Origin of the sequence: Variovorax sp. dw_954, assembly GCF_018449755.1 — a bacterium.
GTDB lineage: Bacteria > Pseudomonadota > Gammaproteobacteria > Burkholderiales > Burkholderiaceae_C > Variovorax.
The window spans coordinates 85,082-111,022 of sequence record NZ_JAAVVD010000001.1 but is presented as its reverse complement, the minus strand read 5'-3'; the positions used below and the strand labels follow the sequence as shown (position 1 = coordinate 111,022).

Genomic DNA, 25,941 nt, shown 5'->3' with positions numbered 1-25,941 from the left:
GAAACTGAATCCATCTGGCGCGCGCCGGCCATGTCGATGCGCTGGTGGCCCGTGTTCCTGCGCAACCTGCTGGTGTGGCGCAAGCTCGCGGTGCCGAGCCTGATCGGCAACATCGCCGAGCCCCTGATCTGGCTGGTGGCCTTCGGCTACGGCATGGGCATGCTGGTGGGCGAGGTCAACGTCGGCGGCGCCAAGGTGCCCTACATCCTGTTCCTGGCCAGCGGCTCGATCTGCATGAGCGCAATGAACGCGGCCTCCTTCGAGGCGCTCTATTCCGCCTTCTCGCGCATGCACGTGCAGAAGACCTGGGACGGCATCATGAACGCGCCGGTCGGCCTGGACGACATCGTGATGGCCGAGATGCTCTGGGCCGCATTCAAGTCGATCTTCACCGTGACGGCCATCCTCTTCGTGATGCTGGGCCTGGGCATCAGCCACAGCCCGAAGCTGCTGCTGGCCTGGGCGGTGCTGGCCGGTGCGGGCATCACCTTCTCGTCGATGGCGCTGATCTTCAATGCGCTGGCCAAGGGCTACGACTTCTTCACCTACTACTTCACGCTGTTCCTCACGCCGATGATGTTCCTGAGCGGCGTGTTCTTTCCGCTGGAGCAACTGCCGGGCGTGGTGCGCGCGGTGGCCGCCTGGCTGCCGCTGACCAATGCGGTGCTGCTGGTGCGGCCGCTGTTCATGGACCAATGGCCGGCCGGGTGGGTGCAACATGTGTTGGTGCTGGTCGTGTATGCGGTGGCCTCGTTCTGGATGGCGCTCGCATTCACGCGCAAGCGCTTTCGCGCCTGACGACGAAGGGAATGCCGGGATGATCTCTGCCACCACGCCACTGCACATCGGCATCGTCGGCTGCTCGGCCGAAGGCGCCGCCCTTTGCTACAAGACCATCTGCGTCGAAGGCGCCCTGCTGCTCGGCCCGCATGCGCACCCCGAGGTGTCGATGCACACGGCCTCGCTCGCCGACTACGTGCGCTGCCTGGAACGCGGCGACATGCAGGGCATCGCCGGCCTGATGCTGGCCTCGGCCCACAAGCTCGCGCGGGCCGGCGCCGACTTCCTGGTCTGCCCCGACAACACCATCCACCAGGCGCTACCGCTCGTCGCGCCGGCCTCGCCGCTGCCGTGGCTGCACATCGCGGAAGTGGTGGCGGCCGAAGCGCAACGGCGCGGCTTCCGGCGGCTCGGCCTGCTCGGCACGCGCTGGCTGGTCGACAGCGATGTCTATCCGGAAAAGCTCACGGCGCGCGGGCTGCAGTACGTGCGCCCGACCGCCGCCGAGCGTGACGACAGCAACCACATCATCATGGACGAGCTGGTGCGCGGCATCTTCAAGCCGGGCTCGGTGGCGCGCTACCAGCGCGTGATCCAGCGCTTGAAGGAAGACGAGGGCTGCGACGCTGTCGTGCTGGGCTGCACGGAGATTCCTCTGGTGATCGACGACAGCAACGCGGATCTGCCCACGCTCGACTCGACGCGCCTGCTGGCGCGGGCGGCCTTGCGCAGGGCGGTCGGGACGTCCTGAACGTCGAGTTCGGCCGGGTTCTGGCTACGAGGCATCGCGACCGGATGGATGTTTGGCAATGCTTTACGAGGAGGCTTGAAGTCCATACAATGTTCAACGGTGTTAAACAAAAGGAGGTGACGCAATGGAAGTGGTGCTGAGGAAATATGGAAACAGCACGGTGGCGGTCATGCCGCCTGCCGTGCTACGCGACTTGGGCCTGAAGTCGGGCCAGACGATGAGCCTGGAAACGACTGCGGAGGGGAGCATCGTGCTGTCTCCCAAGCGCCGTTTCACGTTGGCCGAGTTGCTGAGTCAATGCGATGCAAAAGCTGCGCCGCCGGCGGACATGGCGCTGTGGGACGCGTCCAACCCAGCGGGCAACGAGGTATGGTGAAAGCGGCCGGCTTCGATCGAGGCGATGTCGTGAGCGTGAGCCTGGACCCCATCGTCGGACATGAAACCCGCGGTCAGCGCTTTGCGTTGGTCTTGACGACGAAGGAGTTCAACCGCCTTGGAGATGTGCTGGTGGCACCCATCACGCAAGGAGGCGACTATTCGCGCTACGCAGGCTTTGCGGCGTCCCTCATGGGGACTGGCTGCAAGACGCAAGGCGTCGCACTGATCAACAAGATCCGCATGCTCGACCTTGCAGCCCGTGGGGCGCGCAAGGTCGAGCGCGTTCCACAGGAAGTCGTGGACGACGCCTTGGGACGTTTGATGGCGCTGTTCGAATAGCTCGAATCCGGTGGTTTCAGCAGCTCGTTCTCGACGCAACTGGCGACCGAAGGCGAGCAGCCTCCGGCAGTCCGCTCCAATGCGAGGTTGAGCGCATGGCGTTTACTTCAGGACGAGTGCAAGCACGAGCATGAAGACAATGAGCGCCGTGGGGATGGCGAACGCCAACCACGCAGCACTCGCCAAGCTAAAGCCGCCGCCCCCGCGGGACCACGCTCAACTGCATCGTCGCCGTCGCAGGCGCCGCGGTCAGCGTGGCCTGCTGCGGCGCGATGTCGATGAGCTGGTCCGCATGCCAGACCTTGATGATGGCCGCGCCTTCCGGCACGTTGAGCGTGGCCACGCCTTCCGCGTTGGTCAGCGAGGCCCAGGGCGAATCGCTCACGTAGACGTAGCCGCGCATCGAGTTGTGCAGGTGGCAGCCGAGCAGCACCGCGCCGGGCTTGTCGAACACCGCGTCGGCGGACTTCGCGGCCTTGCCATCCGCCTTGCCGTCGATGCGCAGTTCGAAGCCGCCCGCGGCGTCGTCGTTGAACTGCGCGATGCCGGCGGCCGAGGCGCGCACGTGGTGCTCCCACGGATCGTTGTTGACGAAGTGCGCCTTCGCGCCCACCGCCACGACACTCACGGCCGGGACGAAGCGCATGTTCAGCTGGCTGATGACCACGTCCTTCGGCAGGCCGGCGGGCGTGGTGGAACGGCCTGCGCTGACCACCACCACGACCGCGTTGGTGACGGGCTTGCCTTCCTTGTCGAGTACGCTGACCTGCAGCGAGGTGTTGGCTGCCGCGCAACCGGCAAGCGCGAGCAATGCCGCGGCGACGAGGCCGCGTGTCCTGGTCTTCATGGGGCGCCTTGGGGGTGTACCGGATCAGGCGGGGATGATGTGCCAGACCTTCAGGTAGTTGTCGCCGTACTTGTCGCCCGGCTCCTGGTCCTCGGGCCAGGTGTAGAGCGGCTTGCCGCGGAAGGCCCACTGCTTCTTGCCGTCGTCGCGGGTGACGAGGGTGTACTCGCCGCCGGGGCTGGCGCCGTCGGCGGCAATGAGCGGCGGCCATTTCCGTGCGCAGTCGCCGTTGCAGACCGACTTGCCCGAGTTCGCCACGTCCTTGTCGAAGGTGTAGAGCGTCAGGCCTTTGGCATCGACCAGCATTCCGCCCGCGGCCTTGACCGGCAGCTTGTTCGGCGCCGTCGCGCAACCGGCGAGAACGGCAAGACTCAGGGCAAGGCAGGCAAGCAGTTTCATGAACTTCCTCGGCATGGCGTGTGAATGATGGCCACCAGATTACACATTTAGATACATTTGTGCGAGGGGGTCGACCCGGGATTTCGGCTTGCCAGCAACGATTGCGCGTCGCAGCCAGAATCGGCGCATGACCGACCTCTCCAATTTCCTCATCACCCGGAAGTGGCCCGCCACGCACCCCGACCGGCTCCAGTTGTATTCCCTGCCCACGCCCAACGGCGTGAAGGTCTCGATCATGCTGGAGGAGACCGGGCTGCCCTACGAGGTGCACCTGGTCGACTTCGGCAAGCACGACCAGCTGACGCCGGAGTTCCTGTCGATCAGCCCGAACAACAAGATCCCGGCGATCCTCGACCCCCACGGCCCGGGCGGCAAGCCGCTGGCGCTGTTCGAGTCCGGCGCCATCCTGGTCTACCTGGCGAGCAAGACCGGCCAGTTCATGCCCAGGGACGACGCGGGCCGCTACGAGACGCTGCAGTGGCTGATGTTCCAGATGGGCGGCATCGGGCCGATGTTCGGCCAGGTCGGTTTCTTCAGCAAGTTCGCCGGCAAGGACTATGAAGACAAGCGCCCGCGCGACCGCTACGTGGCCGAGGCCAGGCGCCTGCTGGGCGTGCTCGACAAGCACCTGGCCGGCCGCCAATGGATCATGGGCGACGAATACACGATCGCCGACATCGCAAGCTTCCCATGGATCCGCAACCTGATCGGCTTCTACGAGGCGGGAGAGTTGGTGGGCTTCAAGGAGTACACGAACGTGGCGCGGGTGCTGGAGGCGTTCGTGGCGCGGCCGGCCGTGGCCAGGGGGCTGACGATTCCTGCGCGGCCTCAGTGAATAAAACGCGGCAAATCGCGCCTCACCCGCCGCGGCGCGCCCTTGCCGCAGCAAGCCTGGCCTGCAAGCGTGCAATGACGTCTTCGGCCTCGTAGTACCGGCCCGACTTCCGCGCATCGGCGAGCGAACGCATGCCGCGCGCCAAGAACGCGGCCTGACGTCCGCCCTCGCGTCGTCGTTTGGGGTCGACCGATATTCCGCATCGTCAAAGCCCCGCCCGCGCAGCCCGCACCCGGTCCTCGATCCACTGCGCGAACCCACGCTCCGCCTGCAGCCGGAACGCGTTGCGCGCCTGGTTGCAGGCCGCATGCGCGAGCCGGCGATGCTGCTGCTTGCGGACGCTGCCAAGCGTCGCGTCGTTCAGGTGCTCGATGGTGGCGGATTCGGGCCGCCCGTGCGGCGCGTCGAAATCCATGGGCAGCTTGCACCAGTGGCAGTTGGGGCCGAAGGTGCTTCGGAGGGCTTGGACACTCATGGCTGCGACTGTAGTCCGCGACGCCAGCGCCGCCGGGGGCTGCGGGCGCTGGGAGCTTGGCGCTGCGCTGGGGCGCTTCGCGCGCTCATGGAAGTCGTGGCCATCGGCGGTGCGTTCCTAGGGTTAACCCTTAGCTTTCGCTAAAATTCATTTCCCACTGCGGGTCGCCAACGCCCTTCAGGCGCATCATCCAGACCCCAAAACCGACGGCGTCACGCCGCAGACGGAGACACCATGTTCGGCATCGACAAAGACATTTTCCTGATGGCCGACGCGCTCGTGGCCATCGTGCTCCTGATCCTGCTGATCACGCGCTGGCGCTTCCATCCGTTCATCGCGCTGACGTTGGCGGCCGGCTTCCTCGGCCTGACCTCGGGCATGCCGGTCAGCCTGCTGATGAAGTCCTTCCAGGACGGCTTTGGCGGCGTGCTGGGCTTCGTCGGCATCGTGCTCGGCCTGGGCACCATGCTCGGCAAGATGATGGCGGCCTCGGGCGGCGCCGACCGCATCGCGCGCACGCTGGTCGACGCCTTCGGCAAGGAGCGCGTGCACTGGGCCATGATGTTCGCGGCGTTCATCGTGGGCATTCCCCTGTTCTTCGAGATCGGCTTCGTGCTGCTGATCCCGCTGGTGTTCATCGTGGCGCGGCGCACGGGTGTGTCGATCATCAAGGTCGGCATTCCGCTGCTGGCGGGCCTGTCGGTGGTGCATGGCCTGGTGCCGCCGCATCCGGGCCCGATGATCGCCATCGGCGTGTTCGGCGCCGACATCGGCAAGACCATCTTCTACGGCCTGCTGATCGGCCTGCCGACCGCGATCATCGCGGGCCCGATCTTCGGCAGCTTCATTGCGAAGTACGTGCCGGGCAACCCGTCGGAAAAATTGATGGCGCAACTGGGCGAGGAGCCCGAGACGCGCGACCTGCCGGGCTTCGGCATCACCCTGCTCACCGTGCTGCTGCCGGTCGGGCTGATGATGCTGAAAGCACTGTCGGACATCCTGCTCGACGAGAAGAACATCGTGCGCCAGTGGATGGACTTCATCGGCAACCCCATTACCGCGCTGCTGGCGGCATTGCTGCTGTCGATCTACACCTTCGGCTTCAGGCGCGGCTTCGATGCAAAGCAGATCCTGAAGCTGGTCGACGAGAGCCTGGCGCCGACGGCGGCCATCATTCTCATCATCGGCGCGGGAGGCGGCTTCAAGCAGATGCTGATCGCCAGCGGCGTGGGCGACGCGATCGGCAAGATGGCGCTGCAGGCGCATCTTTCGCCGATCCTGCTCGCCTGGCTGGTGGCCGGTGTGATCCGCGTGGCGACGGGCTCGGCCACGGTCGCGACCATCACCGGCGCCGGCATCGTCGCACCGCTCGCCACGCTGGTGCCGGGCGTGAACCGCGAGTTGCTGGTGCTGGCGACCGGGGCCGGCTCGGTGATCCTCTCTCACGTCAACGATGCGGGCTTCTGGCTGGTGAAGGAATACTTCAACATGAGCGTGCCGGAGACCTTCAAGACGTGGACCGTGATGGAGACGCTGGTGTCCGTCGTCGCGCTGGTCTTCATCCTGTTGCTGAACATGGTGGTTTGACGACCGCTGGATGCGGATAGAGTGACGACCGGCGCTGCGCCGTGCGGCGCAAGGACTGAGACTGTGAGACCCGCATGACCACCCGCATCGCCATCGGCGTCGACATCGGCACCACCAGCACGAAGGCCGTCGCATTCAGCATCGCGGGCAAGGTGCTGTCCCATCACGCGGTCGACTACCCGCTGCTGCGGCCCGAGCCGGCCGCGGCGGAACAGGACCCGGAGCAGATCTACCAGGCCGTGCTCGCGGTGATCGCTTCCTGCGTCGAGCAGTGCGGCGCGGCGCCGGAAGATGTGATCTGCGTCTCCTTCAGCGCGGCGATGCACAGCCTGATCCTGGTGGACGGCGCGGGCGCCCCGCTGACCCACAGCATCACCTGGGCCGACAACCGCGCTGTGCGCTGGGCCGAGCGCATCAAGACCGAATGGAACGGCGACGCGATCTATCGGCGCACCGGCACGCCGATCCATCCGATGTCGCCGCTGGCCAAGCTGGTGTGGCTGCGCCATGACCGCGCGGCGTTGTTCGGCAAGGCGGAGCGCTTCGTCGGCATCAAGGAGTACGTGTTCTTCCGGCTGTTCGGGCGCTGGCTGGTCGACCATTCGATCGCCTCGGCGACCGGGCTGTTCAACCTGTCGACGCTGGACTGGGATGCCGAGGCGCTGGCGCTGGCCGGCGTGAAGCCGGAGCAGCTGCCGCAGCCCGTTCCGACGACCGAGCATGTCGCGGGACTGGCCCCGGCGGTCGCCACCCGATTGGGCCTGGCGGTGGACACGCCCTTCGTGCTCGGTGCCAACGATGGCGTGCTGTCAAACCTCGGCGTGAATGCGATCTCGCCGGGCGAGGTGGCCGTCACCATCGGCACCAGCGGCGCGATGCGCACGGTGGTCGACAAGCCGATGACCGATCCTTCCGGACGCACCTTCTGCTATGCGCTGACGCAGCGGCACTGGGTGGTCGGCGGGCCGGTGAACAACGGCGGCATCATCCTGCGCTGGGTGCGCGACGAGTTCGCGGCGTCCGAGGCGGAAACTGCCAAGCGCCTGGGCATCGACACCTACGAGGTGCTCACGCGGATTGCGGAGCGCGTGCCGGCCGGAGCCGAAGGACTGCTGTTCCACCCCTTCCTCGCAGGCGAGCGCGCGCCATACTGGAACGCCAACCTGCGCGGCTCGTTCTTCGGCCTGGGCATGCACCACCGCAAGGAGCACATGATCCGCGCGGCGCTGGAGGGCGTGATCTTCAACCTGCACAGCATCCTGCCGGCCGTCGAGTCGATCATCGGCCCGAGCACCACGATCAAGGCCACCGGCGGCTTCGCGCGCTCGGGCCTGTGGCGCCAGATGATGGCCGACGTGTTCGACCGCACGGTGGTGGTGCCCGAGAGCTTCGAGAGCTCGTGCCTGGGCGCCGCCGTGCTCGGCCTGTATGCACTGGGCGAGGTCGATTCGATCGAGGTGGTGGCCGGCATGGTCGGCGCGACGCACCGCCACACGCCGAATCCGCGCAACGTGGCGGTGTACCAGCGGCTGCTGCCGATCTATGCGGCCGTGCCGGAGAAACTGGCGGCGGAGTACCGGGCGATTGCGGCGTTCCAGCAGGGTGAGTGACCCGCGCCCGTTCCCGCTTCACGCGACTTTGCAATCAAGCGCAGAACAAGGCGGAGCGCCGCAGACAGTGCTGTAGCACGGCAAGGCGATCCAAGGCAGTTATGCGATTGATTGCGAAGTCGCATCAGTCCCCCTTGCGCCAGAACCGTCGTGCCTTGGCAAGTTGGCGCAGCGCCTTGCGGCAGGCGCGTGCGCCCGCTGGCTGTTGCGCCGCCAGCCAACCCACGGCAAACCAGGCATGCGGATCGGTCGCGGCGGCTTCGCGGTACGCCGCCATGGCGACGACCTCGTCGTTGAATTCGCCGAGCGCGTCCTGTGCCGGCACCAGGCTACCAACGTAGCGCTTGACCTCCGCCTTGTCGAACAGCGGCGCCACGAACTCAGCCAGGTAGCGCAGCCGCTTGAGGCGCTTGCGGGTGCGGTGCTGTTGGTCGGCCAGGAGTTGCTCGAAGCGCTTGCCGTCCCGCACGACCTGCTTGTGAAGCCTGCCCAGCCGCGCTTGCAGGATCTGCCGTGTCGCAGCGGCATCGACCACGGCCGGCGCGCCCTCTTCCGCAGGCGAGGCCGTGAACCCGATCAGCGACACCAGCACGCGCTGGAACGCCGGCGCTCGCACGACCTCGCCTGCGGACGGGGGCGCCTGCGCGCCGTCGCCGGCAGGCTTCATGTCGATGGCCGGCGCGCCGGCCGCATCAAGGCGGGGCTGCATGTCCGACAGCAACAACGCACGATCGCGCTGCGCGCCGAGCACGCGGAACACCTCGACGAGTGGCGCTTCCCAGGCCGCATCGAAGCGCCCCGGCGCCAGCGCGTCGAGTTCGCGCAGCGCGGTGCGGGTTCGCCGGATGCCGATGCGCAACTGGTGGATCACCTCGGCGTCCTCGCTGCCCGCGGCGATGGCACTGGCGTTGGGGAGCATGTGGGCGAGGCAGGCGGCCAGCACCGCGCGTTGCACCGACTCGCCGGATATCGCGTCTATCGCGCCGAAGACAGGCGGCGACGCCTTGAGCGCCCGCTCGCCCGCTTCATCGGCCATCAGCCGCTGCCCGCGCTCCGCCTTGGTGACCGTGCTGAACCAGAGCCCGTGCCGTTGCGACCAGCGCAGCGCGAGCGCGACCAGGTCCTGAACGCGGCCGTCGACCAGTTCCAGTTCCAGCTCGCAGACCTGCGACGCCCGCCCCTCGTGGCCATCGCCGGGCGGGGTCATGACCTTGCCGGTGTCCAGCGCCAGCTCGATGGTCGTGTCGCCTTCGCGTTCGTGGCGCGCCAGGCGCCAGATGTCGGTGCCGAAGGTCTCGACCAGTGCAATCGCCCCATGGTCCAGCAGCTTGTCGAGCAGGTCGCCGACCGGCGTGCCCGCGTGGCGTTGCGCGTCGGGCTCCGGCCGGGCCCCGCCGCTGCCGCCCAGGTCGACGTTGTGTTCGAGCCGGTGCAGCGGCCCGTCGCCGAGCGCCTTGGCCGTCTGCACCCAGCGCCGCCCTTCCTTGCGCAGCCGCAAGGCCACGCCGCGCGACGCGAGCGCGCCGTCCTTCGTGTCGAAGTAATGCGCCTGCATGTGCTGGCGCACGGCCTTGGCGGCGCGCACGTCCTGCTCGACCGCCTTGAGATGCCGCGCAGGCACCTGGAACTTGAATTCGATTTCCATGATCGCTCTTCGGATGGGGGCTCCCGGATGTTTGCACGACCCGCGCCGCTTGTGCACGGGACAGTCACAAATTGCTGGCGCGGCCCACGCTAACATGCCGTGGCGTCCAGGCTCCAGACCCCGTCCAACATGCAGTCACCTGAGGGAGAAGCGTTTCCCACGGCATTCCAGGCCGTGCTGCTGTATGTCGCGCTGCTTCTTTGCGAGCTGTTGGTCGGTGCGGCCCTTCGCGACATGCGCAGCCTCGCCCGGCTCACCGCCGAGCAGATCAGCGCCCTCACGCTGGTGCTCGCCAACGGCTGCGTGTTCGTGGTGGTGATGCACTTCCAGAACATCAGCTATCGCAGCCTGTTCCATCATTCGTCTGCATCCCGCCGGGCCACGCTGGCGCTGGTGGTGCCGCCGGTCCTGCTGCTGGTGCCGGCTCTGATGCTCACGATCTCGACCGCGCTGGAGCTGCTGGTGCGCATCGCGCCCATGTCGGCCTGGGAAGAAAGGCTGTTCCAGCGCATGGGCGACAGCGGCATCGCATCGCTGATCGCGGCATGCATCCTGGCGCCGGTGCTCGAGGAGATGCTGTTTCGCGGCATCGTGTTGCGCGGCTTCCTGCGGCAGTATTCGCGCTGGCATGCGATCCTGGGATCCGCCGTTCTCTTCGGCGCGGCGCACCTGAACATCTACCAGTTCGTGGTGGGCATCGCGATGGGTGTGGTGCTCGGCTGGCTCTACGAGCGCACGCGCTCGCTCATCCCCTGCATCGCGCTGCATGTGGCCTACAACAGCGGCCTGGTCGCAATGGGGCGCCTGGTGAACAGCCAGTCGGACGCCATGTCGGCGGCCGGCGTTGCCACGGTCTGGCTCGTTTCGCTGGCGGTCGCCGGATGCGGCACGATGGCGCTGCGACGCATGCTGTCGCCGCGGCCACGCTGACCGGCAGCGCCTGGCCACCCAGCCAGTTATCGCAAGCTTGCGCGCGTCCGCACCCCTAGAGTGGCCTTCACCATGCAGTACACCCACGAGCACCTCGAGATCCAGAAGACCATGTGTCGATTCATCGACGACGAGATCAACCCGCACGTCGATGAATGGGAGGAGGCCGAGGCCTTCCCCGCGCACCAGGTGTTCAAGCGCATGGGCGAGCTGGGCCTGCTCGGCCTGAACAAGCCAGAGGAATTCGGCGGCGGCGGACTCGACTACTCGTATGCGATGGCGCTGGCCGAGGCGCTGGGCCACATCAGCTGCGGCGCGGTGCCGATGGCCATCGGCGTGCAAACCGACATGTGCACGCCGGCGCTGGCGCGCTTCGGCAGCGACGAGTTGCGCCGCGAGTTCCTGGCGCCTTCCATTGCGGGCGACATGGTCGGCTGCATCGGCGTGAGCGAGCCCGGCGCCGGCAGCGACGTGGCCGGCCTCAAGACCCATGCACGCAAGGACGGCGACGACTACCTCATCACCGGCCAGAAGATGTGGATCACCAACAGCTTCCAGGCCGACTGGATGTGCATGCTGGTCAACACCAGCGATGGCTCGGCGCACCGCAACAAGTCGCTGGTGATGGTGCCGATGAACCTGCCGGGCATCGAGCGCGCGAAGAAGATCCGCAAGATCGGCATGCATTCGAGCGACACCGGCCTCATCTACTTCGACGACGTGCGCGTGCCGCAGCGCTATCGCATCGGCGAGGAAGGCCAGGGTTTCGTCTACCAGATGCAGCAGTTCCAGGAGGAGCGGCTGTGGTGCGCCGCCAGTTCCCTTGAACCGATGGAGGACTGCATACGGGACACCATCGAGTGGGCGCAGCAGCGCAAGATGTTCGGCGGCACGCTGGCCGACCAGCAATGGGTGCAGTTCAAGCTGGCCGAGTTGAAGACCGAGGTGGAGGCGTTGCGCGCCCTCACCTACCGCGCCTGCGACCTGCACGTGCAAGGCCAGGACGTGACCGAGCTGGCGTCGATGGCCAAGCTCAAGTGCGGACGCCTCACGCGGCAAGTGGCCGACACCTGCCTGCAGTTCTGGGGCGGCATGGGCTTCACTTGGGAGAACCGGGTGTCGCGGCTTTACCGCGATGGGCGGCTGGGGTCGATCGGCGGCGGGGCGGACGAGGTGATGTTGGGCATCCTGGCGAAGACGATGGGGATTGCGAAGCGGCCGGTTCGGTAGCGAGTGGTTCTGCCCGGAGTGGGGCGAGCGGGCTGAGCATGCCTCGCCCCCCATGTGAGAACGTGGGGCGTGTCGTTGCAATCTGCTCGCTTGGTTCGCGCAAACTGGACGCGCAACTGCGCCGAACGCCCCGGTTATGTATCGAGACCGCCACGTCGTGTTCCACCGCGAGGTGCGACAAGAAGGCCTTGGTGCTGCCCGTTTCGAAACTCACGTTCGCCAGCTTGAGGTTCTGGATCAGCCAGGCATCCGTGTCCTGCCGCGTGCCGAAGCCGCGCTCGGGGGCTGCGGGCATTGCCGGCGGTGGCTGATGCTGGGATGAAAGCCGCTGGGGCCGGGTGCGCTGCTTGCTGCGCTGCAACGAGGCGGTGCAGCCGAAAACGGTGTGGACCTGGAACTTGATGCGTCACCGTCGTGTTGCCAGACGCCCTCTGGCGCACCAGTTGATCTTCGAGCCGATGTCCCCCGGCGAGTCTCGGTCCGCGCCTTAACTTCAACGTTGAGCGTGCTTAGTAGTGATACCGGAGTTGTGCGATCAGAAGGGCATCGCCTTCGACCTTATAGACAATGCGATGTTCGTCCGTGATCCGGCGAGACCAGAATCCGGCGAGCGCATGTTTGAGGGCCTCGGGTTTGCCAATGCCGCCAAACGGATCTCGCTGGATTTCCTGAATCAGCTTGTTGATGCGCTCGATCATCTTTCGATCTTGCTTCTGCCAGTAGCGGTAATCGTCCCAGGCTTCTTCAGCAAAAATCAACTTCACTCGGTCAGTTCCCGCTCAACGCCTTTGCCTGCGCCCAACTGGGTCAATGCGGAAATCAGGCGCTTGGCGTTGGCCGGATTGCGCAGCAGGTATGCCGTTTCTTCCATGGCCTGGAAATCTTCAAGCGAAAGCATCACCACAGCCTGTTCGCCGTTGCGCGTGATGATCAGCGCTTCATGATCATTGCAAACTCGATCCATGGTGCTGGCCAGGTTGGCGCGTGCAGCCGAGTAGGTGATGGCATCCATTGGAAAACTCCTGTATGTACGTGTTATTGTACGTATGCCTATGTCTGCTGTCCATCAGCAGGCATCGTTTCAGTCCCACATGGACGGTGCCATCGAGCAGCCGATCGCAGAGAAATGACGCTTGGTGAATAACGCGGCCAACGTCGCCAACGAGCGGGCGGCTTCCGCAGGCTTTTCTCCCTCATGGCCCGCATTTTTTTGCGCGGTTGCCGTCTTCACTGCCAGCGGCCCGGTTTCGCAATGGCACCAGACCCGGCCCGGCTCACGCGCGCCGCGACTCCAACGGCGTCACGCTCAGGTAGAGCGGCTGCGCGCCGCGAAGGATGCGCAGCACGCAGAGCTTGCCGATGCGCGACTCGTCGAGCAAGCGCTGCAGGTCGTCCACGGTGCGCGCGGGCGCGCCGTCGATGCCGACGATGAGGTCATCCGCCTTGAGGCCCGCGATGGCGGCGGGCGAGCCGGCCTGCACCTCCGACACGCGCACGCCGGCATCCTGCTCGACTTCGAGAAAGCGCGCGACGCGGCGCGACATCGGCACGGTCGAGCCCGACAGCCCGATGTATGCGCGCCGCACCCGGCCATGCGCGAACAACTGGCCGACCACCCACTTGGCGGAGTTCACCGCCACAGCGAAGCAGATCGCCTGTGCGCCGGGAATGATGGCCGTGTTGACGCCGATCACGCGGCCGCGCGTGTCGAGCAACGGACCGCCCGAGTTGCCCGGATTGAGGGCCGCATCGGTCTGGATCACGTTGTCGATCATGCGTCCGGCGTTCGATCGCAGCGACCGTCCGAGCGCGGAGACGATGCCGCTGGTCACCGTGTGGTTGAAACCGAGCGGATTGCCGATCGCGATGGCGATCTGCCCGACGCGCAGCCGCGACGAGTCGCCGAGCTCGACGTGCGACAGCGAGCGACTGGCGCCGATGCGCAGCACGGCGAGATCGGTCTCCGGGTCTTCGCCCACGAGTTGCGCGTCGCTGCGCGTGCCATCCGGCCGCACCACCTCGAGCGAGGACGCGCCGTGCACCACATGGCTGTTGGTCAGCAGGTAGCCGTCGGGCGTGAACAGGAAGCCGGAGCCGGCGCCACTTTGCCGGCCGCGGCCACCGCTCTTGTGCGCGGCGATGTAGACGACCGCGTCCTGCACCTGCTCGACAGTGGAGGCAACCGTCTCGGAGTAGGCATCGAGAAGGTTGTCGTCTTCGGTGAAGTCTGGTCGTGCGCCCATGTTGCGTTCCCGTAAGTTCCCCAATTGGCGACCGTTCCGGCAAACGCAAGACCCGACGCTTGCGCCCCTTCAGGCCATCGCCGCCTCGAACTGCCGGTAGAGCGCCGGCTCGAACCACCGCTCGCGCGCGCCGTAGCGGCGCTCCTGCGGAATCACCGGCACATCTTCATGCTCGGCCGCCGAATGGAAGGTGAGTTCGAGCTGCACCCCGTTCGGGTCGTAGATGAAGAGCTGCCACAGCGGTGTGGCGGGCACGAGGTTCTCTCGGTAGGCCAGGCCATAGCGCTCGAACCTGGCCTTGAAGGCGCTGTAGCCCTGGCACACCACCGACACATGGTCGATGGCGGCAGTGCCCGTCTGCACCGAGCCGTCGGACTCCTTCGCGGCATCGCCCGCATAGAAATGGAAGATGGCCTCCGCACCCGGCTGCGCAGGCTTGAGCCATGCACCGGGGAAGCCGATGGGCGGCCGGTCGGCGACCACCATGCCGAGCACCTCGGTGTAGAAGCGCACCGTGGCCTCCAGGTGGGCCGTCTTGATGGCTGTGTGGAAGAGTTGACCGAACAACATGGCGTGTGTCTCCTGCGGTCGCAAAGGTGGCGACGAGGTTAGGAGTGCGGCCAGCGCGCGTCAACTGGTCAGGCCAATCGTTGACTTCGGATTTCCGCCCCAGCATCATCGACGCCCACCCACGGAGACACAGCACATGAAGACCATCAAGGGGCCTGCCATCTTCCTGGCCCAGTTCGCCGGCGACGCCGCGCCGTTCAACTCGCTCGACGCCATTGCCGGCTGGGCCGCCGGCCTCGGCTACAAGGGCGTGCAGATCCCGAGTTGGGACGCGCGCCTGTTCGACCTGAAGAAGGCGGCGCAGAGCAAGACCTATTGCGACGAGGTGAAGGGCACGCTCGCCTCGCACGGGCTGGAAATCACCGAGCTCTCGACGCACCTGCAGGGCCAGCTCGTCGCGGTGCATCCCGCCTACGACGCCGGCTTCGACGGGTTCGCCGCGGCCGAAGTCCGCAACGATCCGGCCAAACGCCAGCAATGGGCGGTCGAACAACTGCACTTTGCAGCGAAGGCCTCGGCCCATCTCGGGCTCACCGCGCACGCGACCTTTTCCGGTGCGCTGGCCTGGCCGTACCTGTACTCCTGGCCGCCACGTCCGCCAGGACTGATCGAGGCGGCCTTCGACGAACTTGCGAAGCGCTGGCTGCCGATCCTCGATGCCTTCGACAACGCCGGCGTCGACGTCTGCTACGAGATCCATCCCGGCGAAGACCTGCATGACGGCGTGACCTACGAGATGTTCCTGGAGCGCGTCGGCGGCCACAAGCGCGCCTGCCTGCTCTACGACCCGAGCCACTTCGTGCTGCAGCAGCTCAACTACCTCGACTACATCGACCACTACCACGAGCGCATCAAGATCTTCCACGTGAAGGATGCCGAGTTCAACCCGACCGGCAAGCAGGGCGTGTACGGCGGCTTCCAATCGTGGATCAACCGTGCGGGACGCTTCCGGTCGCTGGGCGACGGGCAGGTCGATTTCGCGGCGATCTTCTCGAAGATGGCGCAGTACGACTTCCCCGGCTGGGCGGTGCTGGAGTGGGAGTGCTGCATCAAGCACCCGGAGGACGGCGCGCGCGAAGGCGCGACCTTCATCGCCGATCACATCATCCGCGTGGCCGACCGGGCCTTCGACGACTTCGCGGCGGGCGGCATCGACACGGCGGCCAACAAGAAGATGCTGGGCGTGGACTGACACCCTGTCGCCGTCGCATGACTTAGAGTGACGGCAACATGCTTGCCAACCTCACCCCCTTCCTCCTTCACTGGGCCATCACGGCCGTCTCCCTCTGGATTGCCAGCCTGCTGTTCCGCGGGCTCAAGTTCGACAGCACCGGCGCGCTGATCGGCTCCGCCTTGCTGCTGGGCCTGGCCAACGCCATCGTGAAGCCGCTCCTGATCGTCCTGACGCTGCCGCTCACGCTGCTGACTTTCGGGCTGTTCCTGCTGGTCATCAACGCGCTGATGATCCTGCTGGTGGCGGCGCTGGTGCGCGGCTTTCGCGTCTCGGGCTTCTGGACAGCGCTGTTCGCGAGCGTCTTCATCTCGGTGCTCAGCATCGTTATCGGCGGCTTCTTCGTGGGCGGCACGCCGGACACGCAGATCCGGATGCCCAGCAGCGGACAGTGGCTGTAGTCAGGTTCGTGACACGAAATTCGCTATCGTTTTGATAGCGCAAAATAGCGCTACGCGTTAGTGCGTAGAGGCATGGTCAGCCATTGGTCAGGATAAGGAGCCGATGCTTCCCTGACTAACTGGGGACACATCCGCATGCGCATCAAGAGTCAGACCGACTTCTTCTCGGGAGTCATGTTCGCCGCCGTCGGGGGCGCCTTCGCCATCGGCGCCACCACCTACAACATCGGAGACGGCGCCCGCATGGGGCCGGGTTACTTCCCGCTGATGCTCGGCATCATCCTGGCGATCCTCGGTGTGATCATCATGGCCGAGGGGCTGATCGTCGAGACCGCGGACGGCGAGCCGATCGGCAAGTGGGCCTGGAAGCCGCTGTTCTTCGTGATCCTGGCCAACCTCGCCTTCGGCGTGCTGCTCGGCGGCCTGCCCAGCATCGGCGTGCCGGCCATGGGCATGATCATCGCGATCTACGCGCTGACGATCATCTCCAGCCTGGCCGGCGAACACTTCAAGCTGCGCGACGTGCTGGTGCTCTCCACCATCCTCGCCGTCGGCAGCTACATCGCCTTCATCTGGGCGCTGAAACTCCAGATCCAGGTCTGGCCCACGTTCATCACGGGCTGAGGAGACCTGCAGCATGGAACTCGTTCATAACCTCTCGATTGGTTTCGGTGTCGCCTTCACCTTCACCAACCTGCTGTACTGCCTGGTCGGTTGCATCCTGGGCACGCTGATCGGCGTGCTGCCCGGCATCGGCCCCGTGGCGACCATCGCGATGCTGCTGCCTGCCACCTATGCGCTGCCGCCCGTGTCGGCGCTGATCATGCTGGCCGGCATCTACTATGGGGCGCAGTACGGCGGCTCCACCACCGCCATCCTGGTCAACCTGCCGGGGGAATCGTCCTCGGTGGTGACGTGTATCGACGGCTACCAGATGGCGCGGCAGGGGCGCGCGGGGCCTGCGCTGGCTGCCGCCGGCCTGGGCTCGTTCTTCGCGGGTTGCGTGGGCACACTGATCCTGGCCGCGTTCGCGCCGCCGCTGACGGAACTGGCCTTCAAGTTTGGGCCGGCCGAGTACTTCTCGCTGATGTGCCTGGGCCTGATCGGCGCCGTGGTGCTGGCCTCGGGCTCGCTGATCAAGGCGGTGGCCATGATCGTGCTGGGCCTCTTGCTCGGCATCGTCGGCACCGATGTGAACTCGGGCGTGGCGCGCTTCAGCTTCGACGTGCCTGAACTCACCGACGGCATCGGCTTCGTGGTGATCGCGATGGGCGTGTTCGGCTATGGCGAAATCATCGGCAACCTTTCGCAGCCCGACGACGAGCGCGAGGTGTTCACCGCCAACGTGAAGGGCCTGTGGCCCACCGGCGAAGACTTCAAGCGCATGACGCCGGCCGTGCTGCGCGGCACGGCGCTGGGCTCGGCGCTGGGCATCCTCCCCGGCGGCGGCGCACTTCTGGCGGCTTTCGCGGCCTATGCGCTGGAGAAGAAGATCAAGATGCGGCCGGGCGAAGTGCCCTTCGGCAAGGGCAACATCCGCGGCGTCGCATCGCCGGAATCGGCCAACAACGCCGGCGCCCAGACTTCGTTCATCCCGTTGCTGACGCTGGGCATCCCGCCGAACGCGGTGATGGCGCTGATGGTGGGTGCGATGACCATCCACAACATCCAGCCGGGCCCGCAGGTGATGACCAGCAACCCCGAGCTGTTCTGGGGCCTGATCGCCTCGATGTGGATCGGCAACGCGATGCTGATCGTCCTGAACCTGCCGCTGATCGGCATGTGGATCAAGCTGCTGACCGTGCCCTACAAGTTCCTGTTCCCGGCGATCGTGCTGTTCTGTGCGATTGGCGTGTACTCGACCAACAACAACACCTTCGACATCTGGATGGTGGCGGCCTTCGGCTTCATCGGCTATTTGTTCCTGAAGCTCAAGACGGAGCCGGCGCCGCTGCTGCTGGGCTTCATCCTCGGGCCGATGATGGAAGAGAACCTGCGCCGCGCGCTACTGCTGTCGCGCGGGACGTGGACGGTGTTCGTGACGCGGCCGTTGTCGGCAGGCTTGCTGCTGGCGGCGCTGCTGTTGCTGGGGATCGTGCTGCTGCCTTCGATCAAGGCGAAGCGAGAAGAGGCGTTTGTGGAGGAGTGAGTGAGTGTTGGGGCCGCGGGATTCGCGGCGCCATGAGAGGAGCCGCCTGAGGGCGGCTTTTTCATGGCCGCGTTTGCGGTCAACCGAGAAGACGAGAGGGCGCTGCAATTTGAGACCCCATCCGGGACGGCGTTGGTATTCCCAAAAAGTGATGATTCACCCGGCGTAAAGGCTGGATAACCTGCAACCTGATTCCGGCTGGTTCGCGGCGTGCTCCGCCCTCGGATGACTTTGAAATGGATGCCGCACTCCAGCCGGGCGATGAAGGATTCCAATGACTCGCAACCGTCGTCCCCCATCAACTGGCCATGCCCTGGCTATCGCTCGTTGGGAGTCCAACCGGGCTGCATGGCTAGACGGGAAATACTTCGCATTGACATCGAGACGCCACGATCTCCAGGATCTCGTGGGCGATAGCGGGACGCTCTGGATCGTCGTCTCTCGCCGGGGGCATAGCGGTCAACGCATGTATTCGCTGTCTTTCCGGCTGGACAATTGCCGCCGCTTCACGTTCCTAAATTCCAGGATCTTTGGAAAGCATGGGGTCGTCGCCGAGCCGGACGACTCGACCTTGTTCGCTGCCAACGACGCTAGGCTCCTGCTGCTCGCGCTGCGCTTCGAGCCGTACCTGCCCATCGATCATCAGGACGATCGGCTGAAGGTCATCGGACAGAGCATTCAGACCCCGCGCGGATTGGACGCCGCGGACGTCAGGCTGCTGGAGCGTTTTTCGGCGGACGCCGATCGATGGAGTGTCTTCGTCAGCTACCAGCGGACTGATACTGACACCAGGGTGGCCGCGCGTCTTTCCAGTTCACTGCAGTCGAGCGGCGTCAATGTGTTCCGTGACCAAGAGGCGCTGAGGCCTGGGGAAGAATGGGAGCCAACGCTGCAGCGCGCAATTGGCCGCAGCAGGATCCTGGTCCTCGTGGTCGGCGGCTCGACGCACGAGTCGGTCAACGTCAAGAAGGAAGTGCGCTTTGCACGCGACAACGGGATTAGTGTCATTCCCTTTGTGGCGGGCGGCTGTCTCAATAATTGGACCGACTTTGAACTGAAGAAATCGAACGCAATCTTTTGTGGATCGAGCATTTGGGCCGATGCTGTCGGGGGTGTTCTTCACGCGCTTCAGAAGATTGCGTAGATCGAACAGACCTGCAAGGAGAGACACATGCAAGCCAACCAGCCACTCGCCTTCGTCAGCTACAGACGCACCGACAGTTCGGCTGCATCGAGGTGGCTCGCGAACACACTCGCGCGAACCTTTGGCGCCCAAAGCGTCTTCATCGACACGGAGTCCATCCGAATGTCCGACGACTGGGCTGACGAAATCGACCGGGCTCTCAAGGCCGCAACGCTGTTGATTCCGGTCATCGGCCCCCGATGGCTTTCCGCACAAGACAAGGATTTCCGCCGACGAATAGACAACCCGCATGACTGGGTGTTCCAGGAGATTCGCCACGCACTGGCGTCAGAGGTGCGGATCTTGCCGGTGCTGCTTTCTCGCACATCCAGGCCCGAGCGCGGAGCACTCCCGAAGGGGATACGAGATCTTTCTCGCTCCCAAGAATGCGAGCTGCGCGACGAGCACTGGGAGAAGGACCTCTCGGACTTGCTTGCGCAGATGGGTAAGTTGGGACGACGCACTGCAAGGCCTCCCAGGCTGGGATTCCCGCGTCTCCGATCTCGCTGGTGGCGCGGGACGTCAGCGCACCGAGATCTGCAAGTCGTACGAGTTCGCCTCATTCGAAGACGCAGTGGCGTTCATGGGGGCGGCCGTTCCGAAGATCGCCGAGCTTCAGCACCATCCTCGATGGCAAAACATCTGGCGAACCGTGTCCGTCTGGCTCAGCACCTGGGACATCGGACACAAGCCATCCGCGCTGGACCTGGAAGTCGCTGCACACCTCGACTTGCTACGGGCCACGTATCCGGCTTCGAGGCTCAAAAGGTCTTGAAGGATCGCGGAGCAGGCCCCATGACCGATACGCTCGCCACGTTTCGTCAGGCTTCCATCATTGTTGACGCCCCTTCCGTGCATGGCGAAAGGGCGATGCCCACCTCCACCTCGAACGGCATTCGGTCCAGCACATCCGCCTGCACGTCCACGCCAGGCGGCACTTCGATCAGCCGCAGCCCATGCGGCGTGAGCTGGAACACGGCCCGCTCCGTCACGTACAACACTTCCTGCCCCTCGGCCCGCGCACGCGCGCCGCTGAAGGTGATGTGCCGCACCTTCTTCACCAGCTTCGAGACGTCGCCATGCCGGCGGATGTACACCTCCTCGCCCTCGTGCTCCACCACCAGCCCCTTCGCCTCGAAGGTGCCGCAGAACACCACCTTCTTCGCGCGCTGCGTGATGTCGACGAAGCCGCCCGGGCCGACGATGTTGTCGCCCAGCCATGACACGTTGACGTTGCCCTCCGCATCGAGTTCGCCCATGCCGAGGAAGGCGATGTCGACGCCACCGCCGCTGAAGAAGTCGAACTGCTCGGTCGACTTGACGATGGCGCTCGGATAGCGGGTCGCGCCGAACAGGTGGCCGCCGAGCAGTTCGCCGTTGTGCGGGCCTTGCTCGATGGTGGTCCATCCGATCTCCCTGCCCTCTGCTTGCGCCACCGCCGGCACACCGTCTGGCAGCCCGAAGCCGAAGTTGACGCAGGCGTCGGCGCGCAGTTCCTTCGCGGCACGCCGAGCGATGAGGTAGCGCACGCCCTCCGGCAAGGGCATGGCGGCGCAGGTGGCAGGTGCACGTTGCAGGCCGCTCATGCTGAGGTCGTAGTCGGCCCCCGTGGTCTGGGTCTGCGCGGCGAACTGGCAGACCATGTCGACCAGCACGCCGGGCACGCTGACGTCGCGCGCTGGCGAGATGGATTCGTCGAGCACGTCGCGCACCTGCGCCAGCACCTTGCCGCCGCAGTTGTGCGCCGCCATCGCTGCGGCGAAGACGTCCATCTCCGACGGCTCCTCTCGCGACGTGAGGTTGCCTTGCGGGTCGCAAGCCGTGCCGCGGATCAGCGCGAAGTCGACCTGGATCGGCTTGTACCAGAGCAGTTCCTTGCCGCCGAGCTGGATCAGCTCGACCAGGTCGTCGGTCGCCTTCTCGTTGCAGCGCCCGCCGCCGTGGCGCGGGTCCGCGAAGGTATGAAGGCCGATGTGCGTGACCAACCCGTGGCGCCCCGCGCCCGTCTCGCGCAACAGCGTCTGGATCGGTCCGGCCGGCAACGTGTAGGCCTCGATCTCGTTGTCGCGGGCCAGGTCCTGCATGGCTTTCGACCAGGTCCAGTGACCGCCGATCACGCGCTTGACCATGCCCTTGTGGGCGAAACGGGTGATACCCGTTTGCACGCCGTCGCCAATGCCCAGGCCATGGATCAGCGTGAGGTCGCATGGATGCCCCGTGGCAAGAAAGCGCTTCTCGATCGCCTGCGCGATGTGATCCGCCTCCTGCAAGCCACCGCCGGAGCCGCTGAGCACCACGGTCGCGCCATCGAAAACCTCGCGCGCCATTTCGTCCGCGCCAACGATTCGTACTTTTTTCATTGCACTTCCTTGTGATTGCGCTTGACCGACGGGCCAAACGTCTGCCATGATTGTAATAACTAACCAGTTACATACATCAGGGTTGACCCTGAACACAGGAGACGAGCATGAAATTGACAATGGAACACACACAAGTCGCCGACATGGCAAGGCGCTTCGCCAACGAGGTCATCCGCCCGCAAGCGGAGCGGCTGGACCGGGACGAAGCCTTCGCCGGCGACATCTACGCCGCGATGGGCGAGAGCGGCCTGTTCGGCATCACGGTGCCGGACACCTACGGCGGCGCCGGCCTCGATTGCCTGGCCTACAGCATCGTGATGGAGGAACTGAGCCGCGGCTACGGCTCCATCGCCGACCAGTGCGGCCTGGTGGAACTGCTGACCACCCTGCTCTGCACGCACGGCACCGACGCGCAGAAGGCGCAGTGGATCGAACCACTGATCCGCGCGCAGAAGCGTGGCGCCTACTGCATCACCGAGGCGGGTGCGGGCTCCGATGTGTCGGGCGTGAAGACCACCGCGGTGCGCCAGGGCGATGGCTGGGTGCTCAACGGCGCCAAGCTGTGGATCCACAACGCGCCGGTGGCCGACGTGGCCTTCGTGCTGGCCCGCACCGACCCGGCCGCCGGCAAGCGCGGCATGAGCATCTTCATCGTCGACTGCCATTCGGCCGGCGTCTCGCGCGGGCCCAAGGAACACAAGCTGGGGCAGCGCTCGTCACAGGTCGGCGAGCTTGCATTCAACGATGTCGTGCTGCCAGCAGATGCGATGCTGGGCACCGAGGGCCGCGGCTTCCACATGATGATGAGCGTGCTGGAGAAGGGCCGCATCGGCATCGCCTCGCTGGCCGTGGGCATCCTGCAGGCGGGGCTGGACGCATCGGTCGAACAGGCCAGGATGCGCAGGCAGTTCGGCGCGCCGATCTCCGAGTTCCAGGGCATCCAGTTCATGCTGGCCGACATGGCCAAGGACACCGAGGCGGCGCGGTTGCTGGTGCGCTCGGCCGCTTCGAAGATCGACGCCGGCGAGGACGCCACCGCCGCGTCGTCGATGGCCAAGTGCTTTGCGGGCGATGCGGCCGTGACGCACAGCTCCAACGCGATCCAGATCTTCGGCGGCAGCGGCTACATCCGCGGCTACGAGGTGGAGCGCCTGTACCGCGACGCCAAGATCACGCAGATCTACGAAGGCACCAACCAGATTCAGCGCGTGATCATCGCGCGCAATCTTCTGAAGGCCTGATGCCATGAAGAAGACAGCCATCGTGAGCGGCGCGTCGCGCGGCATCGGACGCGCCACCGCAATCGCCCTCGCAGCAGAGGGTTTCGACATCGCGGCGCTGGCCTGGAAGGACGGCGAGAAGCTTGAGCAGCTCAAGGCCGACATCCTCGCCACCGGTCGCCACTGCCAGGTCTACGAGATCAACATCGCCGACCGCACGAGCCACCAGCCTTTCGTCGATGCGGTGGTCGCCGAATTCGGCGAGATCCATTGCATGGTCAACAACGCGGGCGTGTCGGTCATGCAGCGCGGCGACCTGCTCGAGGTGAGCGAAGAAAGCTACGACCGCTGCTTCGACACCAACACGCGCGGCACCTTCTTCCTGTCGCAAGCCGTGGCAAAGCACATGGTCGCGCAGCAACGCAAGGACGACATCTATCGCAGCATGGTGTTCGTCACCTCGTCGAACGCGGCCGCCGCCACCGTGGAGCGCGGCGAGTACTGCATGTCGAAGATCGCGCTGCACATGGCCTCGCGCCTGTTCGCGATGCGCCTGGCGCCGCTGGGCATCGGCGTGTTCGAAGTTCAGCCTGGCCTGATCCTCACCGAGATGACCGCGCCGTCGAAGCCCAAGTACGACGCCCTCATCGCCAACGGCATGACCCTCGAGCCGCGCTGGGGCCTGCCGGAAGACGTGGCCCGCGTGATCCGCACGATGGCCGCCGGGCTGCTGCCCTACACGGTCGCGCAAGAGGTTCGCGTGGATGGCGGCCTTCTCATCCAACGCTTCTGAGATCCAACCAACAAGTATTCAAGGAGACACGACAACATGACCGAACTCAAGCTCCCCGGCACCGATGGCCGCCTCACACCCTACCGCCTGCAAGGCACGCCCTGGATCGCGCAAGCGCCGGCCGCGCCTTCAATCGCGTGGTGTTTACCGCGGCCCATGTGGTGGCGGACCCGTTCGCCGATGTGGCGCCGTCGAGCGGCGGCAAGATCGATTGGGAGGCCACGCTGCAGTACCGCCGCTACCTGGCCGAACTGGGCCTCGGCATTGCCGAAGCGATGGACACCGCGCAGCGCGGCATGGGCCTCTCATGGGCGGATTCGCTCACGCTGATCCGCGAGACGCAGAAGGCCCTGAGCGGCACCGGCGTACCGATCTACAACGGCTGCGGTACCGACCACCTCGACCCGGGCACCGTGCGCACGCTCGACGACGTGACAGCGGCCTACCTGGAGCAGGTCGATGCGATCCAGCAATCCGGCGGCCGGCTGATCCTGATGGCGAGCCGTGCGCTGGCCCGCGTCGCGAAGACGCCCGACGACTACCTCAAGGTGTACCGCACCGTGCTGGCGCGTGCCGAGCATCCGGTGGTGCTGCACTGGCTCGGCAGCATGTTCGACCCCTCGCTCGCTGGCTACTGGGGCACCGACGACCTCACCGCCGCGCGCGATGTCGCGCTGCAGGTGATCGCCGAATCTACCGCCAAGGTGGACGGCATCAAGATCTCCCTGCTCGACAAGCAGCGCGAAATCGACATGCGCCGCATGCTGCCCGCCAGCGTGAAGATGTACACCGGCGACGACTTCAACTACCCCGAACTCATCGCCGGCGACGAGGCGGGCTATTCGCATGCGCTGCTCGGCATCTTCGACGCGATCGCGCCGGCCGCATCGCATGCGCTCGTCGCGCTCGCGCAGGGCGACAAGCAACGCTTCCTCGACACCCTCGAACCGACGGTGCCACTGTCGCGCCGCATCTTCGGCGCGCCGACGCAGTTCTACAAGACCGGCGTCGTCTTCCTCGCGTACCTGAACGGCCACCAGTCGCACTTCGTGATGCTGGCCGGCCACCAGGCGATGCGCCCGCTGCCCTACTTCGTCGACATCTTCCGCATGGCCGACCAGGCCGGCCTGCTGCGCGACCCCGACCTCGCCGCGTCGCGGATGCGGCAGTTCCTCGCGTTCTACGGCGTTCAGGGCTGAAGGAGCCAATGCCATGGGAGAAATCCTTTCGTCGCGCGAAGGCGCGGTGCTGACGCTGCGGCTGTCGAACCCCGGCAAGGCCAATGCGCTGGACCTGAACATGCTGGGCCAACTCGACCGACACATCGACCAGGTCGAGCAGGACGCCGGCGTGCGCGTCGTGGTGCTGCGCGGCACGGCCGGCGGCACCTTCTCGTCCGGTGCCGACATCGCGCAGTGGGCACCGATGACGCCGGCCCAATTCGCCGACGAATGGATCGCCCATGGCAACCGCGTCTTCCGACGCCTCGAACGCCTGCGCTGCCCCACGGTCTCGGCCATCGAAGGCATCTGCTTCGGCGGCGGACTGGAACTGGCGCTGGCCACCGACCTGCGCGTGGCCTCGGCCGCCGCCCGCCTGCGCTTTCCCGAGGTGGGCATCGGCGCGATGCCGGGCTGGGAAGGCGGCGAACGTCTCGCACGCATCGTCGGCCGCGGCCGGGCGCTCGAAGCGGTGCTGACCTGCCGCGAACTCGATGCAGCCACCGCACAGCAGTGGGGCGCACTGAATGCGGTGTGGCCCGCAACCGCTTTCGAAGCGGGGCTTGCCGGCTTCGTCGACACGCTGGCCCGCGTGTCGCCCACGGCGGCACGCTGGTCCAAGGCAGCGATCGTGGGCGAGAACGCACCGGCTGCGTTCTACGCCGAGGCGGCACGCGCCGTGAAGGCCAGTGCCGACGCCGCCATCGGCATCGCGGCATTCAAGGCGAAGACCACCGCCATCTTTTGAACAACAGGAGGAGACAG

At 65.9% G+C, this 25,941-nt stretch carries 27 protein-coding genes; 18 read left to right on the top strand and 9 right to left on the bottom strand.

What is annotated here, in order from left to right:
* Window positions 1-30 precede the first annotated feature (30 nt).
* The 4 genes from HB681_RS00530 to HB681_RS00515 all read left to right on the top strand — a co-directional run bounded on the left by HB681_RS00530 (window position 31) and on the right by HB681_RS00515 (window position 2,248).
* Entirely contained in the window at window positions 31-798 is a 768-nt protein-coding gene (locus HB681_RS00530; protein WP_256354441.1) for an ABC transporter permease, read from the top strand.
* Window positions 799-817: 19 nt separating this feature from the next.
* Window positions 818-1,531 carry an amino acid racemase gene (locus tag HB681_RS00525; protein ID WP_213952793.1) on the top strand — a complete coding sequence of 238 codons (714 nt, stop codon included), beginning with the start codon at window positions 818-820 and terminating at the stop codon, window positions 1,529-1,531.
* Between the two features lie 124 nt (window positions 1,532-1,655).
* Entirely contained in the window at window positions 1,656-1,907 is a 252-nt protein-coding gene (locus HB681_RS00520) for an AbrB/MazE/SpoVT family DNA-binding domain-containing protein (RefSeq protein WP_213952792.1), read from the top strand.
* On the top strand, window positions 1,901-2,248 hold the full coding sequence (locus HB681_RS00515) for a type II toxin-antitoxin system ChpB family toxin (RefSeq protein WP_213952791.1): 348 nt from the start codon (window positions 1,901-1,903) through the stop codon (window positions 2,246-2,248). Before HB681_RS00520 ends, HB681_RS00515 begins: the two co-directional genes overlap by 7 nt.
* 187 nt (window positions 2,249-2,435) lie before the next feature.
* Here HB681_RS00515 and HB681_RS00510 read toward each other — a convergent pair whose 3' ends face one another.
* Together HB681_RS00510 and HB681_RS00505 are read right to left on the bottom strand one after the other, a co-directional pair.
* Window positions 2,436-3,095, bottom strand: a complete 660-nt coding sequence (locus HB681_RS00510) for a plastocyanin (RefSeq protein WP_213952790.1) — start codon at window positions 3,093-3,095, stop codon at window positions 2,436-2,438.
* A 24-nt stretch (window positions 3,096-3,119) separates the two neighbouring features.
* Window positions 3,120-3,494 carry a hypothetical protein gene (locus HB681_RS00505; protein ID WP_213952789.1) on the bottom strand — a complete coding sequence of 125 codons (375 nt, stop codon included), beginning with the start codon at window positions 3,492-3,494 and terminating at the stop codon, window positions 3,120-3,122.
* A 127-nt stretch (window positions 3,495-3,621) separates the two neighbouring features.
* On the opposite strand from HB681_RS00505, the gene HB681_RS00500 reads away from it, so the two are divergent.
* Entirely contained in the window at window positions 3,622-4,329 is a 708-nt protein-coding gene (locus tag HB681_RS00500; RefSeq protein WP_213952788.1) for a glutathione S-transferase N-terminal domain-containing protein, read from the top strand.
* 205 nt (window positions 4,330-4,534) lie between these two features.
* Here the strand turns inward: HB681_RS00500 and HB681_RS00495 are convergent, their stop codons facing one another.
* On the bottom strand, window positions 4,535-4,804 hold the full coding sequence (locus HB681_RS00495; protein ID WP_213952787.1) for a hypothetical protein: 270 nt from the start codon (window positions 4,802-4,804) through the stop codon (window positions 4,535-4,537).
* A 234-nt stretch (window positions 4,805-5,038) separates the two neighbouring features.
* On the opposite strand from HB681_RS00495, the gene HB681_RS00490 reads away from it, so the two are divergent.
* A complete protein-coding gene (locus HB681_RS00490; RefSeq protein ID WP_213952786.1) occupies window positions 5,039-6,391 on the top strand; it encodes a GntP family permease in 1,353 nt (450 codons plus the stop codon).
* Window positions 6,392-6,465: 74 nt separating this feature from the next.
* The gene (gene gntK, locus HB681_RS00485; RefSeq protein ID WP_213952785.1) at window positions 6,466-8,001 is read left to right on the top strand and encodes a gluconokinase; all 1,536 of its coding nucleotides are present in this window, start codon (window positions 6,466-6,468) and stop codon (window positions 7,999-8,001) included.
* Window positions 8,002-8,125: 124 nt separating this feature from the next.
* Here gntK and HB681_RS00480 read toward each other — a convergent pair whose 3' ends face one another.
* Entirely contained in the window at window positions 8,126-9,646 is a 1,521-nt protein-coding gene (locus HB681_RS00480; protein WP_213952784.1) for a CYTH and CHAD domain-containing protein, read from the bottom strand.
* 129 nt (window positions 9,647-9,775) lie between these two features.
* Between HB681_RS00480 and HB681_RS00475 the strand changes: the two genes are divergently transcribed.
* Complete coding sequence (locus tag HB681_RS00475) at window positions 9,776-10,576, top strand: CPBP family intramembrane glutamic endopeptidase (protein ID WP_213952783.1); 801 nt, start codon at window positions 9,776-9,778, stop codon at window positions 10,574-10,576.
* 72 nt (window positions 10,577-10,648) lie between these two features.
* On the top strand, window positions 10,649-11,806 hold the full coding sequence (locus HB681_RS00470) for an acyl-CoA dehydrogenase family protein (protein WP_213952782.1): 1,158 nt from the start codon (window positions 10,649-10,651) through the stop codon (window positions 11,804-11,806).
* Window positions 11,807-12,315: 509 nt separating this feature from the next.
* On the opposite strand, the gene HB681_RS00465 is transcribed toward HB681_RS00470, so the two are convergent.
* The 4 genes from HB681_RS00465 to HB681_RS00450 all read right to left on the bottom strand — a co-directional run bounded on the left by HB681_RS00465 (window position 12,316) and on the right by HB681_RS00450 (window position 14,619).
* The gene (locus HB681_RS00465; RefSeq protein ID WP_213952781.1) at window positions 12,316-12,570 is read right to left on the bottom strand and encodes a Txe/YoeB family addiction module toxin; all 255 of its coding nucleotides are present in this window, start codon (window positions 12,568-12,570) and stop codon (window positions 12,316-12,318) included.
* Entirely contained in the window at window positions 12,567-12,818 is a 252-nt protein-coding gene (locus HB681_RS00460; RefSeq protein ID WP_213952780.1) for a type II toxin-antitoxin system prevent-host-death family antitoxin, read from the bottom strand. The genes HB681_RS00465 and HB681_RS00460 overlap by 4 nt, the downstream gene beginning before the upstream one ends.
* Window positions 12,819-13,080: 262 nt before the next feature.
* Window positions 13,081-14,049 (bottom strand): trypsin-like peptidase domain-containing protein, encoded by a 969-nt coding sequence (locus HB681_RS00455; RefSeq protein WP_213952779.1) that lies wholly within the window; start codon window positions 14,047-14,049, stop codon window positions 13,081-13,083.
* Window positions 14,050-14,118: 69 nt separating this feature from the next.
* On the bottom strand, window positions 14,119-14,619 hold the full coding sequence (locus HB681_RS00450; protein ID WP_213952778.1) for a VOC family protein: 501 nt from the start codon (window positions 14,617-14,619) through the stop codon (window positions 14,119-14,121).
* Window positions 14,620-14,755: 136 nt separating this feature from the next.
* Here HB681_RS00450 and HB681_RS00445 point away from each other — a divergent pair, with 136 nt between their 5' ends.
* The 5 genes from HB681_RS00445 (at window position 14,756) to HB681_RS00425 (ending at window position 19,544) form a co-directional block, all read left to right on the top strand.
* Window positions 14,756-15,811 (top strand): sugar phosphate isomerase/epimerase, encoded by a 1,056-nt coding sequence (locus tag HB681_RS00445; protein ID WP_213952777.1) that lies wholly within the window; start codon window positions 14,756-14,758, stop codon window positions 15,809-15,811.
* Between the two features lie 38 nt (window positions 15,812-15,849).
* Window positions 15,850-16,251, top strand: coding sequence for a phage holin family protein (locus HB681_RS00440; RefSeq protein WP_213952776.1), 402 nt, complete (start codon window positions 15,850-15,852; stop codon window positions 16,249-16,251).
* A 135-nt stretch (window positions 16,252-16,386) separates the two neighbouring features.
* Window positions 16,387-16,875: a tripartite tricarboxylate transporter TctB family protein gene (locus HB681_RS00435; RefSeq protein WP_213952775.1), complete on the top strand. Its 489-nt coding sequence runs from the start codon at window positions 16,387-16,389 to the stop codon at window positions 16,873-16,875.
* A 13-nt stretch (window positions 16,876-16,888) separates the two neighbouring features.
* Window positions 16,889-18,400, top strand: coding sequence for a tripartite tricarboxylate transporter permease (locus tag HB681_RS00430; protein WP_213952774.1), 1,512 nt, complete (start codon window positions 16,889-16,891; stop codon window positions 18,398-18,400).
* A gap of 274 nt (window positions 18,401-18,674) precedes the next feature.
* Window positions 18,675-19,544, top strand: a complete 870-nt coding sequence (locus tag HB681_RS00425) for a toll/interleukin-1 receptor domain-containing protein (protein WP_213952773.1) — start codon at window positions 18,675-18,677, stop codon at window positions 19,542-19,544.
* Window positions 19,545-20,404: 860 nt separating this feature from the next.
* Here the strand turns inward: HB681_RS00425 and HB681_RS00410 are convergent.
* Window positions 20,405-21,943 (bottom strand): CoA-transferase, encoded by a 1,539-nt coding sequence (locus tag HB681_RS00410; protein ID WP_213952771.1) that lies wholly within the window; start codon window positions 21,941-21,943, stop codon window positions 20,405-20,407.
* Between the two features lie 107 nt (window positions 21,944-22,050).
* Here HB681_RS00410 and HB681_RS00405 point away from each other — a divergent pair, with 107 nt between their 5' ends.
* The 4 genes from HB681_RS00405 (at window position 22,051) to HB681_RS00390 (ending at window position 25,924) form a co-directional block, all read left to right on the top strand.
* Complete coding sequence (locus HB681_RS00405; RefSeq protein WP_213952770.1) at window positions 22,051-23,184, top strand: acyl-CoA dehydrogenase family protein; 1,134 nt, start codon at window positions 22,051-22,053, stop codon at window positions 23,182-23,184.
* Window positions 23,185-23,188: 4 nt separating this feature from the next.
* Window positions 23,189-23,956 carry a 3-ketoacyl-ACP reductase gene (locus HB681_RS00400; protein ID WP_213952769.1) on the top strand — a complete coding sequence of 256 codons (768 nt, stop codon included), beginning with the start codon at window positions 23,189-23,191 and terminating at the stop codon, window positions 23,954-23,956.
* Window positions 23,957-24,096: 140 nt separating this feature from the next.
* A complete protein-coding gene (locus HB681_RS00395) occupies window positions 24,097-25,155 on the top strand; it encodes a dihydrodipicolinate synthase family protein (RefSeq protein ID WP_345944601.1) in 1,059 nt (352 codons plus the stop codon).
* Between the two features lie 13 nt (window positions 25,156-25,168).
* Window positions 25,169-25,924: an enoyl-CoA hydratase/isomerase family protein gene (locus HB681_RS00390; RefSeq protein WP_213952768.1), complete on the top strand. Its 756-nt coding sequence runs from the start codon at window positions 25,169-25,171 to the stop codon at window positions 25,922-25,924.
* Window positions 25,925-25,941 lie beyond the last annotated feature (17 nt).